The organism is Parasphingorhabdus sp. (genome assembly GCF_036568145.1).
Lineage (GTDB): Bacteria > Pseudomonadota > Alphaproteobacteria > Sphingomonadales > Sphingomonadaceae > Parasphingorhabdus.
Map to the genome: position 1 here is coordinate 50,212 of NZ_DATCTC010000027.1, position 15,910 is coordinate 66,121.

Sequence of the window (15,910 nt, forward strand, 5' to 3'; positions counted from 1 at the left end):
TCGACTGGTTCTGGTAATATAGGGCTTGTTGAGCAGCTCCGCATCAATCTTGAGGTCTTATTCGATCTCGTTGGGATATTTGAGGAACGGCATCCAGCTGATTTGTTTGGTGTAACCTGCCTCTTTCCAGAGGACATTGTCGATATTTTTGAAGGTTTTTTCGAACATGGGATTTTCACAACTTTGTATCGCGAGAGAGTGAACAACTCTATGGATTGATATCCACCGTTGCTATCGTTCTTCTTTGAGCAATTTTATTTCTTTCTCCAATCGATCAACGGTATTCTGAAGCCTTTCGTTCTGCTTTGATTGTTGCTCCAATCTATTTGCTAAATCAGGAATTAGTGAAGAAACTTCCGAGTCCTCTTGTCCAAATTTTTCGATACTTGTTACGTGATCTTTAATCTCTGTTTCCAAGCTTTCAATTTTCGGACGAACAATTTCAAATTGCTTACTCATATCCGAATAGTAAGAATACCAAAGTCCGACGATACCGATTATTAGTCCAATGAGGCCGATTATTGCAGCACCTCCTGCTACAAACCCGATGTTTCGCATACTAGTGGCTGATCTTTCGGCCTTAGCGGCCGCTTTCTCAGACTTATTGAACATGGTAGGTAGAGCGCTTCTGATCGGCACTCCTTTAACTCCGAATTGTCGAGATGCTTTATGTAAAAAGTCTTCAATGTCGTCCATGAACCCGCCTCCCAAAGGCGGACGCCCAACTGGGTGCTCAATTCCTGCTGGGGAGCTGGTCGTCTTGGTAAACTCCAACCAAATCAAACCATTATCTTTAGGAATAAAATAGTCCTCGTCGGTTAAATTGTGCAATGGAATACAAAGTTTTCCCCAAAATCCCGGATCGATCAATGGCCCGGTGCCAAGCAGAAGCCCACGATGCACGTGTTGAATCTGGAGGTTAAAACGAAGAGCAATAAATTGGGGCAATCTAAACTCCAAATCGCACTCAACGAATACGATTTGATTTCGAGGAACTTTTAAATAGTCGTTAACCTCGCGATCAAAGATCCGCTCCAGCTCATTCTGTTCATTATAAATATAAGCCTTGTCGCCGATGCGCCCCTCGTAAGCAGCACTTTTTATTCGTGAGTTTCGCCCGCCTCCTACAAAAAACGGAGCAATCAAGCCCGTTTCCATCACAACTTTTACAATATCTTCTGCGCACAAAAGAGAATTAGCAATTCCCCCAATTTCTGAAGGTTGTTCTTTTTGGCTGTTGCTCGGCTTATAAGGCTCCGCCAAGTCCTTGGCTTGCTCTTTTCCAAGCAAGCATTTTTCTGACGCTTCACTCAATTGAAACCCTATTCACTTCTTGGATGTTGAACTCCGAAAACCCGAAATGGTCGATTTTGCGGTCAATGAGTAATTCTACTTCACGCACAAACCTGCTTAATCTGCTACTTCCGATGTCCAAATCCGATTGGGTGCCAACATAATCAAGATGATTCATAACAATATGCGAGGGATTGTTTACTGCAACTGCACGCCGCACCAATTCCGCATCAAATGCAGCCACACGCCTTAGTTTTTTGGTCACCGTAGTAAATTCTTGAATATTGCGGCCCAAACTAGCGGCTTCGGCGATTTCATCCCACGTGGTCTCATGGGGAAGTGGCCCCGAGTCTCCTGCCACGCGAATTGGGAACGATCTTAAAACCAAGGTAACATTGTCTACATCTCTGGGGCTCAGACCCGCTTCAGCCAAAGCCGATGCTGCCGTGGTTCCGCGAGCAGTGGCTTTTGGCCAATATCCGCCATCCAAGAGCGAGAGGCCGAAACCTTGGGAGCCCTCGATAATTATTCTATAGTCTTCGGAAAGCCACCCCCGCATCAATTGTGATGTGTCACGGATAAACTCAGCCAATGGCTCACAATCCTCTGCAGAGTGCTTGTGAAGGGCAAAGTTTTCGGCATTCCGCGCCACTGAAGCCATCACAGCCGCACCTACCCCGCTGCCGGTAGAACCGATCGAGGAACCGAGGTTAGATTTTCTTTCCCATTCTTTCTGTTCTGGTGTGATCACGTTGGCATATGGGCTGATAAAAATCCGCTCGCGTGGGTAATCAAGTTGGTAAATCTCAGCCAACAGAACATCTACATCAATGTATGAGCCCGCCGGGAACACTACATCAACATTTCTGTCGATACATCCTGCTGGAAGCTGTCTAAGCGCGAATTTCTTTTTCGATCGATTATAGCCGGTGTGCCCAGAATTTGGTCCGCCGACGCGAACAACTGCAACGTCCTGAGTTTCGGTCTTTTTCGCCGTCCTCACCAGCTCCAGCGCAACTTTCCCTTTGCCCTCTGAACCAAATTGACCGCCCACAACAATTGAAACAGGCATCAATTCTCCCCTTCTATCTCAGCTAATACTCGTAATATGTTTATCGTAATATCCGTTTCAGGCATTTTGTTAAGGAAAATCTGGTGTGCCTGCCCCTTCATCGCCGGAATCATGCGCTCCACATTCGAAGCTGAAGCTTTCTCAAAATCCGATTTAGCTTCTTTTGTGGCCAAATTCGAACGATCAATATATCTTTGGCTTCGATCCTTATCATCTGCTTCGACAAAAATATGATAAAAACTATAACCAAATTTTTCAACCAAGAAGGCGTGATCTTCAGGAAACCGCAATCCATCCACTACGATTTTATTGGAATCTGATACTCTCGCGATTGTTCGTTCTGCAAGTTCTCTCTGCCTGCCTTGTAGATTCAACTCGTTGCCAATTTTCTGCCGATGCACTCGATCCAGGGGCAGACCTCTTTCTTTGAGAATGTCATCGATAACCAAGCTAAATCTCGTGTAAGCGAAGCCTTTCTCGTTCAATATATCCGCGACAGTAGTTTTCCCAGCCGCGATAGGGCCGCTCACACCGATAACCAGTGGTCTAGAAGTGACTTGCAATCGAGGAATCACGAGGGGCGGCTCCTCTTTCGTGCCCAGTTCTTCTGATAATTCTGCAAAATGAAAGGTTCCGACGAGAGCTGATGTGATCGCATCGAGTTCATCATGTGTGACTTTAGTTTTCCGATATGCACCGGTGACGCCAAAATCACTCAAGCCAAGCTTTAACCATTCCTCTCCCGCCCCTTTCCGAGGGATACGCATGATGTCTTGGGCTGCGCCAGGATAACTTTCGATTACAGGTATCCCTAATTCCCTAAAAGCACCCGCCAACTTTATACCTCTCGCGGTCAGTCTCTGCATACTGGGAAGGAGACTGGGATAAACATTTACTCCACGCCGTTTCAGCTCGCGTTCGCACTGCCGCATAATGCCGAACTCGTCTCGGGTCGGGTCATCGTCAAAAACCGTTTGTCGGCCAAAAGGCAGGCAAAGCGGGGAATCAATTGAAACCATGTCCGGTTTCTCAGAGATTGTCTTGGACATGATTTCATCGTCTGTTGAAATAGTGCAAGTTTGAGCCCGATTGCCGTCGAGAGAACACCAACCGGTCGGCCTAGCTTCGGATCCTGTGAGATCAATGCCCACAATTTTTGCGCTTTCTGCTTTCAAACCCCCAAAAAGTTGTCGAAATGTTGGTGCCCGAACAAGATCGGGAGAGGCCTTTTTCAAGCCTTTAGGTAACACAAGCCGGTCGGACGGTGCAGACCAGCTTTCAAAGTTTATCGAGCCACCAATAAGATCCGGTTGATAATCGAGACGCATCAACGCTACGTCAAACAGACTTCCCATTGCTGCAATGTCCGCACGATTATATGCTATCAGCCTTCTAAGTGCTTTCAAATCCCCTCTCAGATAGCGGTGCCACAAAAGAACGGCTGCAAAACCGTCAACACCTTTCAGATCATCGCGAAAGTTAATACCCAGCTCAGTCTCAATGGCCTTTTGCCCTCCCGTAAGTCCTACACGTCTGCACAGATACATCAGATCTATGTGCACGTCCGGAAGGCTAATAGCGGGAAATTCTTGCTTCAAGAATCGTTGATCGAACCGGATGCCATTGAATGTAACCATTGCTACAGCTTCTTTAGCGATTTCGAGAAATACGTTAGGATTTTGGCCCTTAACAAACGTGCCGGAACGTCCGCCATAGGACCAACCAATGACGGTAATTTCATCGTAAAAATGGCTCAGACCGGTGGTCTCGATGTCCAAAAAAAGAATACGCTCTGGCTTTTCACTACATAATGCCAGTTTTTCCCGCAAATCCTTGGGTATGGGCTTTAGCTTTTTTATGGCGGTTTTCAATCCCATGGCTGGCTTTAATCACAACCAGCGTATGATGTATAGTCACGGATAGCGAATACACAGACTCAAGTAACAACGCTACCATTTCCCTATCTAGGAAGAGCGTGGTCTGATGTGTCGAGATACTCAATCATTACACTACCACCGGCTTTAAGCTCCACCACCACCATTCCCCCTATAAAGGGGGTGGTGGTGGAGCAGTGAATTTGCGGCACTTGCTCCAGCTAGTTTGCGGCACCTAATATTCAGTGGCGCAAATCATGATACTGACCATTCATCGACCACCATAAATGACTTCATTTTTCTGGTTTTATCTTGGCGTTTCTCGACCTTAAATTTTCTGTTTTCTATCCAAATTTTGAGTATCGAACGGATCTTTGCCTTCTGATTAGGGGCTTCCATATCCCAGCCCAAAACCTCAGCAACCGCATTCCCAATCCAATCTGGAGATTGCTGACTCTCACGATAGTCACCTTTGTCGACCAATCTTTGAACCTGCTTAAGGTGCCCGTTTGTCACGCCATCGAGTAGATCTGGCGGTTTCCAGAGCATAACAACTCCAACTTCATCCGCTGGCTTGTCCGGTCGACTGTTCCCGAGATTGGTGGATTGCATTTGAAACCATGAAGCATTCTCGGGTGGCGAACGGCTAGATTTACCGTGATTCACTCGAAATATTACACTACGCTCGCTATCATCGGTAACGCCAAATGCCTGGGCTTCGGTCTTATTCAATCGGTTCAGCACAAGAGAAACGCGGGCGGCATCGCCAAGAGAAGATGCTCCACGACTATCTTCAACAGTAGTTTCCTGCCCATTGGACTTTCTGCTGTGATGAGCGAGAACCACAGCACATCCAGCTGCCTGTGCAAGCCGCTTCCAGCTCTTTGCTATGGCGTCGATTTTCCCATTGTCGTTTTCCGATATTTGATGGCTGGACACGAACGGATCAATAATTAGAACGTCGATTTTGCGTGCTTTGAGTTCCTCAAGCAGGGCATCGAAAACCGGCTCGACGATCATGAAGCCTTCGGGCCCTTCGATTGCCATGCAAAGCCTCTGATCAATCCCACTATCGACATAGAGACGGTCTGCACAGCCTTCAGGACTGATCGAGTGAGCAATGCTGTTGGCGGCGACTTGGCGATTAAGCTCAATCCGGTCATCTTCCAGATTCCACAACCAAACGGTTTGGGGGCCACTGTATGGTGCAATGCCGATAATATTGATGCCAGAAGCCAGCGACAGTGCAGATGCAGTCAATAGGCCTGACTTGCCTACGCCACCGGGTGAAATAACTGTCGTAAGCTCTCCACGCAATATCCAACGCCCAAAAATCCAATCCCTGGGCTCAATGGTTTGGGGGGCGGGCCAATGGTATGGAGTTGCCTTGATTCCTGTTCTTTGTTCGACCTCTTGCGGGCTGGGATGATCGCTCAGAGGGGATAGTTCGCAGTCGAAATAACCGAATAGATCCACTGCCACGTCTGCACTAGCAGCATTCAAATCACGCGGCATTTTTCTGAGCGTCCCTTGTTCGAATGTCGGGGCAATAAGGAGGTTTGAGCAGCGTGGAACGCAATTGGTTCACGATATTTTTGTCAGTAACGATTGAAGGTGTGCGCAATAGCTGGCGAATTTCGGGAGCGTCCCAGTCCAATATGCAAAGCCCAACTGCTCCATTGCGCAGCCAATCAAGGGGTGTGGCATCAATAGTAAGCGGTTCATTCCCCCAGCTATTTTCCACAACTATATCAGGATTTATCGCCCAAGCAGAACCGGTCCGACATAGCCATCTACGCGGCTCAGTTGTGCGCCAAGCGACAATGTCGATCAGGATGCCGTCTTCATAAACAGGCTGGGCGATATAGGGCGTATCGCCTTCTGTCTGGAAAATACCGCCACCGATATCTTCACAATTCATAACCCCAAAAGGAGGTTGCACGGCTCCCAAACGTGCAACAGTTGAGCGGGATACACCTAAAGTCATCATCCGCTTCAGGTGAGGTTCGCGAACTGCGTCCACAGCAAGTTCAATTTCGCGAGTCAGGTCGGCAGTTTTCATTGCATCAGCTCCCCTGTTAGGGTAGCTTTGAAATCGTCATTTGCCGCGAAGCTCTTGATATTCACCCCTGCATTGGTTGCCGCCATTGCAGGGGTTTTTATTTGTTTATCAGGGGGTCTCGCCATGACTCATTCCTGGCCTGAAATGAGTTTGTTGAGGTTCTCAGCCAAAATGATCCTCCGGCCGCCTAACGGTGCTCCCGCTTGGGACATAGCTTTGATGATCTCCGAGATTCTTTGCATAGCGGTAGTCCGCTTCTACGCGAAAACTGCTGGAACTGGCTCGCCGATGAGTTCGCGGAGACTCGAGACCGGAATAAGCCGACGACGACCAACATGAACCGAACGCAATTTACCTTCATTCATCAATTCATAGATGCGCGAGCGAGACAAACCCGTCATCTTAGCAGCATCGCTGATTCCTACCGAAATAAGAGGCATTGGTTGGTCAATGGCTGATAGGTTCATTTTTATTCTCCACTGAACATCGGCAGCAATTTGCTGGACGTTGGTGGAGGATATTGTTCGTGACTAGCGCAAAGTGCAATGGATGTTCTCTGCATCCTAAGGCACCTTAAAGGTGCAGATTACAATGTGACGGCCTTTCTGTTCTCACGTGCGTGTTTATGAGCGTCGCGTCTGATCACTGCTATTTTTCCATGCTTTTTCCAGATAGCCCGCAATTTGCGTTCTTTATAATTATAAACCTCGCTGGTTTGATGTATCACATTCGCCTGTTGGCCTCGTTGGTCCATCCCTTTCTCAGCCATGAATAAAGCGATATTCCTATTTAGTCGTTCTTCTGAAACAAAATCTTCCCATCCTCGCTGTCTCTTAGCCAGTGAAGGATTTCTTACTAATTTAAGTCGGTAATTTGAGGGATATCCGGAGCCAAGAATTAGCTTCGCTAGGCTAGATGTAACCCATGGATGCACAGTTCCGTTACAATTTTTAAGATAATTCCCCATCAACTCTAAATCCCCATCTTGCATAGCCAATAAGGCCATTGCAGCATGAGGGTTTTTCTTATCGGATATATTTTTATACCCTATTTTTTTTAGCATGATATCACCCTCTCTTTAATTTTCTGATCAACAGATGACTATCTGCCTAACTGCTTGATGCACAACGCTCACAACTCAAGTTCGCTAAGCGCTTTAACCGCCGCATCGCTTGCAAGATGGCCGTAGTGCCTTTCGATCATTTCAACACTAGTGCCAGAGATTTGCGCGATGGTGAGCAAGGGAAGGCCCGCTGTAACTAAGTCGGTAATTGTGCTGTGACGGAACGTGTAGGCAGTGGCATTTTTTGGCAAGCCAGCCTCTAGGACGCCAGCGGCGATAGGGTGTTTCCAGCTATCCTTGTTCCACGGTTTGCCATTGGAACGCATGAATAGTGGCGCAGTAGGAAGTTTGTTTTCGGTCTGATCCGCAAGCAATTTAGCAGCTTCGTCTGGCAATTGAATACGTCGTGGTTTACCGTTTTTATCTTGTCCGATTGTCAATTCTGAAGTCCATCTTTCAAAGTCAGCTACTTTGAGGCCTGCTAATGCACCTGGACGCAGTGGCAAAAGACACAGGGCTCGCACAAATGGTTCCGCATCCGCTGCGACAAATTTCAACATCAGTTTACGCTGCGCCCTATCAAGGTATAGCGTCCGCTGACCGTTCGCGTTCGGGATGGACTTTAAAGCTTCCTGCCATGCTGCTTCAGTGTTTGGAGCACCTGGCGACTTTATCCTGGCCAGCGCCGCACGAAAAACAGCCATATCTCGGTTGACAGTTGATGGAGCGCGCTTGCGAAAGTGAGCATCACCGTCTCGACTACGGCTCACAAGCGATGGTCTTTCTTCAAGCCTCTTCCTCCATTCGACCAAGTGACGACGGCGTAATTTTTCGAGTTTTATCTTCGCGACTGGTTCGCCATAAACGTAACGCTGAAATCGTTTCTCAGCCTCGGGCCTATCTGCTGCATACTCACGGCAAGCATCTGCTACCGTTTCCACCTTTACACGTATTTCCCCCCCTGTTTCCACAAGATCGGCAAGCGTCTCGGCTTTCTTTTTGGCTACTGCGAACATCGCATTTCCAGCAAATGTTCCAAAGTCCCCGAGTGATTTTACCTGATATTTTCCAGTGTCATCATCATAGATGCGGGCAATCCAGCTGCCCTTGCCGCCACGCTTAGATGGTCGGAAGCCGAGAAAGCAGCCAGCTCGTAATCGCTGCCAATACGGTTCGCGACGTGCTTTCAGTCGCTCCCGTTCGCCCACCCTGCTTAAATCCAACGCCATCTCAAACCACCCTAATAGAAAGTATGTAATGCGTATGGAATACAATACTGGACATAAATGGACAAGGACAGATAGTAAATACTATTATTCAGCTACTTAACATCCATTCCTGTCCAGCAATACCGTGCATCTCTGCCCTCCGAAGGCAGAGGTCACAGGTTCGAATCCTGTCGGGTGCACCAGTTTTTCAATGGCTTAGACTCAGCGAACGCTATGCGTATGGAAACGGGGCACCTTTCTAGCTCTATTTTGGAATTAGCTTTTGCGGCTGTCTACTCGCCAAATCTAGACTGTTTTGTTGTTCAAAATGGCCAAGCAAATACTATAACTGGAGACGCCTCATTTCACCGTGCCGTGCTCGGCCAGGAAGTTCAGCAGAGCTCTTACGCGTGCGGGTAAGGGGCCGCCCTGACCGGTATAGACGGCGTGGAAAGCTTCGCTATCCTCGGCATAGTGATCTTCCAGCACGACCTTCAGTCGTCCGGCCGCGATGTCGTCTCGAACAGTGAACGCTGCGAGGCGCGCAAGACCAAGGCCTTTGAGTGTCAGTCGGCGGATGGCCTCTCCGTCACTGGCTTGAACGCCAATGGCTGGGTTGGCGTGAACGGGTTCGCCATCAGAAATAAAGCGCCAACCTTCGATCTGGCGCGGATAACCGAACCCGATCCTCTTATGCTGGTCGAAGTCTATAACGCTCGCGGGCTCTCCGACTTGTTGAAGATAGTCAGGAGATGCGACGATCAGCATCGGCGTCTCGCCGAGCTTGCGCGCAATAAGGCTCGAATCCTTGAGCGGCCCGGCCCGGACGACAACATCGGTCCGCTCCGCCAGAAGATCGATCAGGGCGTCAGTCAATACGATGTCGAGCATGATCTCCGGATATTGCGAGCAAAACGCAGGCAGGAGCGGCTCCAGGATGTGCGTCGCGTAGGACGCGCTCGTGTTCAGACGGATGCGTCCGATAGGCTGCTCGCCGCGACCGACCTGCCGCTCGGCCTCATCAATGTCCGACAAGACCGTAACCGCACGTTCGTAGAAAGCGCAGCCCTCGGCCGTCAGGACCAGACTGCGCGTCGAGCGATTGAACAACCGCGCTCCGAGCCGCGTCTCCAGCCGGGAGATTAGCTTGCTGACCGCCGATTGCGACATCCCCGGTTGCCGCGCCGCATGGGAGAACCCGCCCGATTCGACGACCTTCACGAAGACCTCCATCTCACCGCTACGATTTACGCTAACACGCAACATATGAATTCAATTCACTTATTATATTCTAACTGGACGTATAATTCATGATAAGATCATGACTTAGGTTCTGTCCATCGAAATCTTGATGGACCCGACTTGTCATGCCCGTTGCACTTTATGCGCTGGCGGCCGGTGCCTTTGGCATCGGCGTCACCGAATTTGTTATCATGGGCCTTCTTTTGGAGGTCAGCTATGATCTGGAAGTCTCGGTCCCAGCGGCCGGCATGCTCATTTCCGGTTATGCGTTGGGAGTCGTGGTCGGAGCGCCAGTGCTGACAGTCTTCACCGCGAACTGGAACCGAAAGCATTTACTGACCGGCCTCATGATGATCTTCATCGTCGGCAATGCGGCATGCGCGCTTGCTCCAACCTATGGTCTGCTCATGGCGGCGCGCGTGCTGACGGCGCTGACGCACGGCACCTATTTCGGTGTCGGCTCGGTCTTCGCCGCCGATCTCGTCGGCAGGGACAGACGGGCTTCCGCCATAGCCATCATGTTCACCGGCCTGACACTGGCGACCATTCTCGGCGTGCCTGCGGGCACATGGCTCGGGCAGCAATTTGGTTGGCGCATGACGTTTTGGGCGGTTACGGCGATCGGAGTTGCCGCGCTCGTCACTCTTATCCTACTCGTCCCGTCAGATCGTTCGCCGCTAACCCAATCAGGCTGGAAGGCAGACCTTAAGGCCGTGTCACGCACGCCTGTCCTGCTCGGCTTTCTGACCACGATCCTTGGTTTTGCGGGTGTCTTTGCCCTGTTCACTTATATCGCACCCATGCTCACGCAGGTCAGCGCGTTTGCTGACAGCGCCGTGTCGCCGATCTTGCTGGTCTTTGGCGGCGGATTGGTCTCGGGAAATCTCCTGGGCGGCAAGCTCGCCGACATTCGGTTGAAGATGGCGCTCATTGGCAGCATGGCGGCGCTCGCAATGATGCTGGTGATCATGACGATCGGGTTCCAGAACCGGATTGCTGCTGTCGTTCTGACGGGCCTGCTAGGCGCAACGGGATTTGCGACGGTCCCGCCCCTCCAGTCCTGGGTTATGTCACAGGTAATCGACGCCGGTGAAAGTCTAGCCTCTAGCCTCAACATCGCGGCCTTCAATCTCGGCAATGCACTGGGTGCTTGGGCGGGCGGCATCGTGATCGCGCAAGGGCCGGGGCTTGAAGCCCTGCCCCTCGTCGCAGCCGTGTTCCCCGCATTCGCCATTCTGGTCGCACTCACCGCATTCGCGCTCGAGCGGAGGAGCGATCTTTGCTCCCACCCCTCCCGACAAGCAATTCACTAGAAAGGAAATCGCCGCCATGGAATATCGTTATCTTGGAAAATCCGGACTCAGGGTTCCCGTATTGAGCTTTGGCGCGGGTACGTTCGGCGGATCGGGGCCTCTCTTCAGTCATTGGGGCACATCCGACGTCACGGAGGCGCGTCGTCTCGTCGACATTTGCCTGGAGGCCGGTATCAATCTTTTCGACACCGCCGACAATTATTCCGACGGCGCTTCGGAAGAAGTGCTTGGTGAGGCTATTAAGGGCCGCCGTGACACACTTTTACTCTCGACCAAGATGAGCCTGCCTGTGGGAGAAGGACCGAATGAGGCTGGTTCATCCAGGGCACGGTTGATTGGTGGCGTGGAATCCGCGCTCAAGCGTCTTGGCACGGACTATATCGACATTCTCCAATTACACGCCTTTGACGCCTTCACCCCTGTCGAGGAGGTGCTTTCGACGCTCGACCAGCTCGTACGCGACGGAAAGGTCCGCTATGTTGGCGTGTCCAATTTCGCCGGCTGGCAGATCATGAAATCGCTCGCCGTGGCGGAGAAATACGGCTGGCCGCGCTATGTCGCCAACCAGGTCTATTATTCGCTCGTCGGCAGGGATTACGAATGGGATCTGATGCCGCTTGGAGCGGACCAAGGCCTTGGCGCCATGATTTGGAGCCCGCTCGGTTGGGGGCGCCTTACTGGACTTATCCGCCGGGATAGTCCGATCCCCGAAGGCAGCCGTCTGCACGAAACCGCAAACTTCGGGCCGCCGGTCGACGACGACTATCTCTACACGGTTGTCGATGCCCTCGATCAGGTCGCGGAGGAAGCCGGCAAGACGGTGCCTCAAGTCGCGCTCAACTGGTTGCTGCAACGGCCCACGGTCTCGTCAGTCATCATCGGCGCGCGCAACGAAACACAGCTCCGCGACAATCTGGGCGCCGTCGGCTGGGCGTTGACCGGCGATCAGATCGCACAACTCGATGCGGCAAGCGCGACGAACGCACCATACCCGCATTTTCCCTACCGGCGACAAGAAGGGTTCGCGCGTCTCGATCCGCCGATGATTTGAATAAGCTCTGCTGCTTTTATGCTAGCTTCCTGATTCCGCTGCATATTGTGGTGTACGGGAAGCCAATGAAACTAATTGAAACAAGGGTTGCCGAAGGTTCACTTGTGAAAGAGCTTCGCCTCTGTTCCGGGCTTGAGGACGGGACGCACTGAATGAACGACGACATGTGTACACTTGAAAACTATCCTAGTCGGAGGTAAAAATGACAAAAATCAATGGAGACTGTCAGAGCACTTCTGGAATGCAGAGCTTTAGAGACCGGGTGACGAGAAGTATGAGCCAGTTGATCTGCTCGATACTGTTTCTGGGCGCATTCTTCTCCAGCGCGGCTTTTGCATCGGAAAGCGCCGAGCGAGAAGATTTTTTCATTAGAACTGCCGACGGCTACAATATCTTTGTTCGACAGATTACTTACGCGAATCCACCTGCGGACCGGGGTCCCTTGCTACTCATTAACGGTGGCCGACCTGGTGTATTGGCTTCCTGGGATGTTGATAAACCAGCCGTCTCAACAGCGGAACTCCTCGCAAGGGCAGGTCACACTGTCTACTTGATGGATGCCAGAGGGTTCGGGAGGTCAGACTTTACACCCGAGATGGATGATGGAGCCGAAGACGGACCGGTAGCGGTCAAATCTCACGAGGTTGTTCGCGATATCACAGCAGTGGTCAGTGATATCCGAGAGCGCCACCCGAACGACTTGCGACTTGCGGCTATGGGTTGGGCGACGGGTAGCCAGTGGCTTGGCCACTATGCTTCTCTTTATCCCGAGACGATAAGCCACCTGATTTATTATCAGGGAGCCTATGGTGGCGATCCTGGCGGCTGGACGTTCCAGTCAATTGCAAGTCGACAGGATCCGTCCAAGTTAGATCGGGAAGACTATCCTGCGTTCCGGTGCTCGACTGCGGCACAGGTTATCGGAAGACTTGCCGAGGAAGTGGACGACCAAATTTTTCTGGATCGATATGTTGAGCTGGCGATGGAAGGTGACGAACGAGCCACTGAACACGAACCCGCCTGTTTTCGTTTTCCCTCGGGACCACTGGCCGACACCTTGAAGCTCGTCAATGGAAGGCCTCTGTTCGATGCGGGGAGCATTACGTCTCATGTGCTCATCTTGCGTTCCCAAAATGATTTCTGGTCCCGGCCACAGGATGTGATAGCGTTAGCCGCGCATCTGGAGCGAGCATCGTCGATCCGGAGTGTCGAGCTTCCAGATGCATCCCACTACGTCCACCTGCTTGTAGATAAGCGTCAGGATTTTATCGAGGCCGTCCTCTTGTTCACACAAGTCGATCCCGAAGCACAAAATTGAAACCCATGCGGGAAAGGAAAGGCGGTTGCTGCGGCCGAGATGGGCGCGCTAGATATCATCTGCTGATCGGTATTCTTCCACATCGACTTCTCCGACCATGCGGCCAACGGCAACCGCCACAGTGGCGTCGCCTGTGACGTTGGTCATGGTGCGCATCATGTCAAGAAGATGATTGATCCCTGCCACAAAAGCTATTGTCTCAAGCGGGACGCCGATTGACGAAAGTACAAGGCTCATCATCACCAGCCCTGATCCTGGCACTCCCGCTGCGCCGATTGCCCCCAGTGTGGAAGTTAGAGCAATCAGAATGTAAGAAATCCACGTCAGTTCAATACCATAGGCTTGAGCACCGAACAGTGCAATTACGCCCAAGTACATGGCGGTGCCATTCATATTGATCGTGGCCCCAAGAGCTACGGTAAAACTGGCTATTGAGTTTGACACACCAAGGTTTCGTTCAACGCAACGCAAGGTCACAGGTAAGGCTGCATTTGATGACGCCGTGGAAAAGGCGATGGCCTGTGCATCAATAATACCGCGATAAAAATCAAGCACTGGTAGTCGGGCAATGAAATGAATGATTAGCGGATATACAATCACTATAATAATGCCGCAGCCAAGATAATTCAGCAGCACTAATTTACTCAATGGCATTAGCGCTTCGAAGCCGAAAGTACCTGAAACCCAGGCGATCAGAGCAAAAACACCCAAAGGTGTCAGCTCCATCACAATCATAGTCATCCTCTGCATAACAACAGAACCAGCATTCATAGCCTTTGCTAGCGGAGTGCCTTCACGGCCGGACGCAAGGATTGAAATACCAAAAAGAATTGCAAATACGATGACTGGAAGAATACTACCCTGCGCCATTGCCATTATCGGGTTTTCTGGAACAAGGTTTACAATCATCTCGATTACTGACTGGTCAGGTGGGGCAGGTATTTCGCTCCCTTCAGGCAGGCTAATTGCCAATCCAACGCCAGGTTTTATAAGTGAGGCGAGGGTCATGCCTAGTGACACAGAGATTGTCGCAGTAAGCAGAAACAGGCCTATAGCGCGGCCCCCTACTGAACCTAGCTTTCCAACATCGCCGAGTGCCGTGATGCCCGAAACAAGAGAGAAAAAAATCAGGGGAACCACAAGCATCTTGATTGAACGTATGAAAAGGTCACCGATCCACTTAATCGATTGTGCGTTATCGCCCATCAACACTCCAGCGACAACGCCCAAAACCAACGCAAATACAACCCGTCGCCATAAAGGAGTTTTAAACCAGTATTTTATCATATTAAATTATGGTCCCCGTAATTTTAATGCAGCGTAGCAACAGTCAATTTTCATACTAGAGTCTTTTCCATGTTTGGGCATAACCCTGAGTTATATTTTGACGAGAAATTTTAATGATGCCATTGCCAGGTCAAAGACTAGCTTAAAAAATAGTGGTGTGCAGTTCCGTTAAAAAACGAGAGCCCGTGGGCACCAATTTAAACCGGTAGGTAAAAACATGCGTCTGCGTCACATTGAAATATTTCACGCCGTTTATCTACATGGTACAGTCAGTGCTGCTGCACGAGCGCTCAATATATCCCAGCCAGCTGTTACAAAAACATTGAAGCATGCTGAGCAGCAATTGGGCTTCCCTTTATTTGACAGACGTGGCGGCAGACTTGTTCCGACCGAAGACGCACATACGCTCTTTATTGAGGTGGCCGATGTTCAAGAACGTGTCTCCTCTCTCCGTCAGGTGACTCGCAACCTCCGTAGTGGCAGCGGATCATTGCGCGTATCTGTTTTACCCTCACTTGCACTCGAGATCCTTCCAAGAGCAGTTAGTTTATTTTCTGAAAAACACTCTGACGTCTACTTTGACCTTCAAACAGTGCATCACGAGGAGATCGCTCGCGCGCTGTATGAACGAGAGGCTGATATCGTTATCGCCTATAAAGCGCCGCCGGGATTACCTGTTATTTCCAACTGGCTTGGTGAGGGAGAACTAGGGCTGCTGTATCGCCGAGATGATCTACCGAATTTACCTGAAAGAGTTTCCTTAAAGCAAGTCTGTAATCAGAAGTTTATAAGCCTCGCACAAAGTGGCCCGATTGGCGATTTGCTTCGACGCGAATTGGGGAGAAGCGGTATCGAGCTGAACGAAGTTGTTTCTGCGCGCACATTTTATATCGGTTCCGCCCTCGTTCGGAAGGGAATCGGTATGGCGGTACTGGATAATTTTACCGCACAGGCAACGGTCGACGACGCTCTGGTATTTAGCCCGTTGCAACCGACGCTGGCTTTCGACGTGTTTGCGATAACACTGGAAAGCAGACCATTTTCTCATGTGGCGCAAGAGTTTCTCAATATTTTCCGCATGTGTATTGACGAAGCATAAACTGGCAGGGCGGCGAAAGCTGTCCCTG

The 15,910-nt window shown here is 50.6% G+C and carries 16 protein-coding genes; 4 read left to right on the forward strand and 12 right to left on the reverse strand.

Translation table 11 applies throughout. From position 1 onward, the window contains the following. Positions 1-231 precede the first annotated feature (231 nt). The 10 genes from VIN76_RS09515 to VIN76_RS09560 form a co-directional block, all read right to left on the reverse strand. Positions 232-1,314 carry a hypothetical protein gene (locus tag VIN76_RS09515; RefSeq protein ID WP_332041607.1) on the reverse strand — a complete coding sequence of 361 codons (1,083 nt, stop codon included), beginning with the start codon at positions 1,312-1,314 and terminating at the stop codon, positions 232-234. After that, the gene (locus tag VIN76_RS09520) at positions 1,307-2,365 is read right to left on the reverse strand and encodes an adenylosuccinate synthetase (protein ID WP_332041608.1); all 1,059 of its coding nucleotides are present in this window, start codon (positions 2,363-2,365) and stop codon (positions 1,307-1,309) included. The genes VIN76_RS09515 and VIN76_RS09520 overlap by 8 nt, the downstream gene beginning before the upstream one ends. Continuing rightward, positions 2,365-4,242, reverse strand: coding sequence for a ribonuclease H-like domain-containing protein (locus VIN76_RS09525; RefSeq protein WP_332041609.1), 1,878 nt, complete (start codon positions 4,240-4,242; stop codon positions 2,365-2,367). Before VIN76_RS09525 ends, VIN76_RS09520 begins: the two co-directional genes overlap by 1 nt. 252 nt (positions 4,243-4,494) lie before the next feature. Next, positions 4,495-5,754, reverse strand: coding sequence for an AAA family ATPase (locus VIN76_RS09530; RefSeq protein WP_332041610.1), 1,260 nt, complete (start codon positions 5,752-5,754; stop codon positions 4,495-4,497). Then, complete coding sequence (locus tag VIN76_RS09535) at positions 5,744-6,301, reverse strand: hypothetical protein (protein WP_332041611.1); 558 nt, start codon at positions 6,299-6,301, stop codon at positions 5,744-5,746. The genes VIN76_RS09530 and VIN76_RS09535 overlap by 11 nt, the downstream gene beginning before the upstream one ends. Continuing rightward, the gene (locus VIN76_RS09540) at positions 6,298-6,426 is read right to left on the reverse strand and encodes a hypothetical protein (RefSeq protein ID WP_332041612.1); all 129 of its coding nucleotides are present in this window, start codon (positions 6,424-6,426) and stop codon (positions 6,298-6,300) included. The genes VIN76_RS09535 and VIN76_RS09540 overlap by 4 nt, the downstream gene beginning before the upstream one ends. A gap of 132 nt (positions 6,427-6,558) precedes the next feature. Beyond that, positions 6,559-6,768 (reverse strand): helix-turn-helix domain-containing protein, encoded by a 210-nt coding sequence (locus tag VIN76_RS09545; protein WP_332041613.1) that lies wholly within the window; start codon positions 6,766-6,768, stop codon positions 6,559-6,561. 119 nt (positions 6,769-6,887) lie between these two features. After that, entirely contained in the window at positions 6,888-7,364 is a 477-nt protein-coding gene (locus VIN76_RS09550; RefSeq protein WP_332041614.1) for a hypothetical protein, read from the reverse strand. Positions 7,365-7,432: 68 nt separating this feature from the next. Beyond that, positions 7,433-8,593 carry a tyrosine-type recombinase/integrase gene (locus VIN76_RS09555; RefSeq protein ID WP_332041615.1) on the reverse strand — a complete coding sequence of 387 codons (1,161 nt, stop codon included), beginning with the start codon at positions 8,591-8,593 and terminating at the stop codon, positions 7,433-7,435. A 339-nt stretch (positions 8,594-8,932) separates the two neighbouring features. Next, a complete protein-coding gene (locus VIN76_RS09560; protein WP_332041616.1) occupies positions 8,933-9,793 on the reverse strand; it encodes a LysR family transcriptional regulator in 861 nt (286 codons plus the stop codon). Between the two features lie 146 nt (positions 9,794-9,939). On the opposite strand from VIN76_RS09560, the gene VIN76_RS09565 reads away from it, so the two are divergent. Then, complete coding sequence (locus tag VIN76_RS09565) at positions 9,940-11,127, forward strand: MFS transporter (protein WP_332041617.1); 1,188 nt, start codon at positions 9,940-9,942, stop codon at positions 11,125-11,127. A gap of 16 nt (positions 11,128-11,143) precedes the next feature. Continuing rightward, a complete protein-coding gene (locus VIN76_RS09570) occupies positions 11,144-12,178 on the forward strand; it encodes an aldo/keto reductase (RefSeq protein WP_332041618.1) in 1,035 nt (344 codons plus the stop codon). Positions 12,179-12,403: 225 nt separating this feature from the next. Here VIN76_RS09570 and VIN76_RS09575 read toward each other — a convergent pair whose 3' ends face one another. Then, complete coding sequence (locus VIN76_RS09575) at positions 12,404-12,547, reverse strand: hypothetical protein (RefSeq protein WP_332041728.1); 144 nt, start codon at positions 12,545-12,547, stop codon at positions 12,404-12,406. Between the two features lie 73 nt (positions 12,548-12,620). Between VIN76_RS09575 and VIN76_RS09580 the strand changes: the two genes are divergently transcribed. Continuing rightward, complete coding sequence (locus VIN76_RS09580) at positions 12,621-13,496, forward strand: alpha/beta hydrolase (RefSeq protein WP_332041721.1); 876 nt, start codon at positions 12,621-12,623, stop codon at positions 13,494-13,496. A 48-nt stretch (positions 13,497-13,544) separates the two neighbouring features. Here the strand turns inward: VIN76_RS09580 and VIN76_RS09585 are convergent, their stop codons facing one another. Next, positions 13,545-14,783, reverse strand: coding sequence for a dicarboxylate/amino acid:cation symporter (locus VIN76_RS09585; RefSeq protein WP_332041619.1), 1,239 nt, complete (start codon positions 14,781-14,783; stop codon positions 13,545-13,547). 217 nt (positions 14,784-15,000) lie between these two features. Between VIN76_RS09585 and VIN76_RS09590 the strand changes: the two genes are divergently transcribed. Beyond that, positions 15,001-15,882, forward strand: coding sequence for a LysR family transcriptional regulator (locus VIN76_RS09590; protein WP_332041620.1), 882 nt, complete (start codon positions 15,001-15,003; stop codon positions 15,880-15,882). Positions 15,883-15,910: the final 28 nt, after the last annotated feature.

Bases quoted from the DNA above. Each gene is read 5' to 3' on its own strand.
- VIN76_RS09520 (WP_332041608.1), bottom strand. From the start codon at position 2,365: ATGCCTGTTTCAATTGTTGTGGGCGGTCAATTTGGTTCAGAGGGCAAA.
- VIN76_RS09525 (WP_332041609.1), bottom strand. From the start codon at position 4,242: ATGGGATTGAAAACCGCCATAAAAAAGCTAAAGCCCATACCCAAGGAT.
- VIN76_RS09530 (WP_332041610.1), bottom strand. From the start codon at position 5,754: ATGCCGCGTGATTTGAATGCTGCTAGTGCAGACGTGGCAGTGGATCTA.
- VIN76_RS09590 (WP_332041620.1), top strand. From the start codon at position 15,001: ATGCGTCTGCGTCACATTGAAATATTTCACGCCGTTTATCTACATGGT.
- VIN76_RS09550 (WP_332041614.1), bottom strand. From the start codon at position 7,364: ATGCTAAAAAAAATAGGGTATAAAAATATATCCGATAAGAAAAACCCT.
- VIN76_RS09540 (WP_332041612.1), bottom strand. From the start codon at position 6,426: ATGGCGAGACCCCCTGATAAACAAATAAAAACCCCTGCAATGGCGGCA.
- VIN76_RS09535 (WP_332041611.1), bottom strand. From the start codon at position 6,301: ATGAAAACTGCCGACCTGACTCGCGAAATTGAACTTGCTGTGGACGCA.
- VIN76_RS09565 (WP_332041617.1), top strand. From the start codon at position 9,940: ATGCCCGTTGCACTTTATGCGCTGGCGGCCGGTGCCTTTGGCATCGGC.
- VIN76_RS09575 (WP_332041728.1), bottom strand. From the start codon at position 12,547: ATGAAAAAATCTTCTCGCTCGGCGCTTTCCGATGCAAAAGCCGCGCTG.
- VIN76_RS09570 (WP_332041618.1), top strand. From the start codon at position 11,144: ATGGAATATCGTTATCTTGGAAAATCCGGACTCAGGGTTCCCGTATTG.
- VIN76_RS09585 (WP_332041619.1), bottom strand. From the start codon at position 14,783: ATGATAAAATACTGGTTTAAAACTCCTTTATGGCGACGGGTTGTATTT.
- VIN76_RS09555 (WP_332041615.1), bottom strand. From the start codon at position 8,593: ATGGCGTTGGATTTAAGCAGGGTGGGCGAACGGGAGCGACTGAAAGCA.
- VIN76_RS09545 (WP_332041613.1), bottom strand. From the start codon at position 6,768: ATGAACCTATCAGCCATTGACCAACCAATGCCTCTTATTTCGGTAGGA.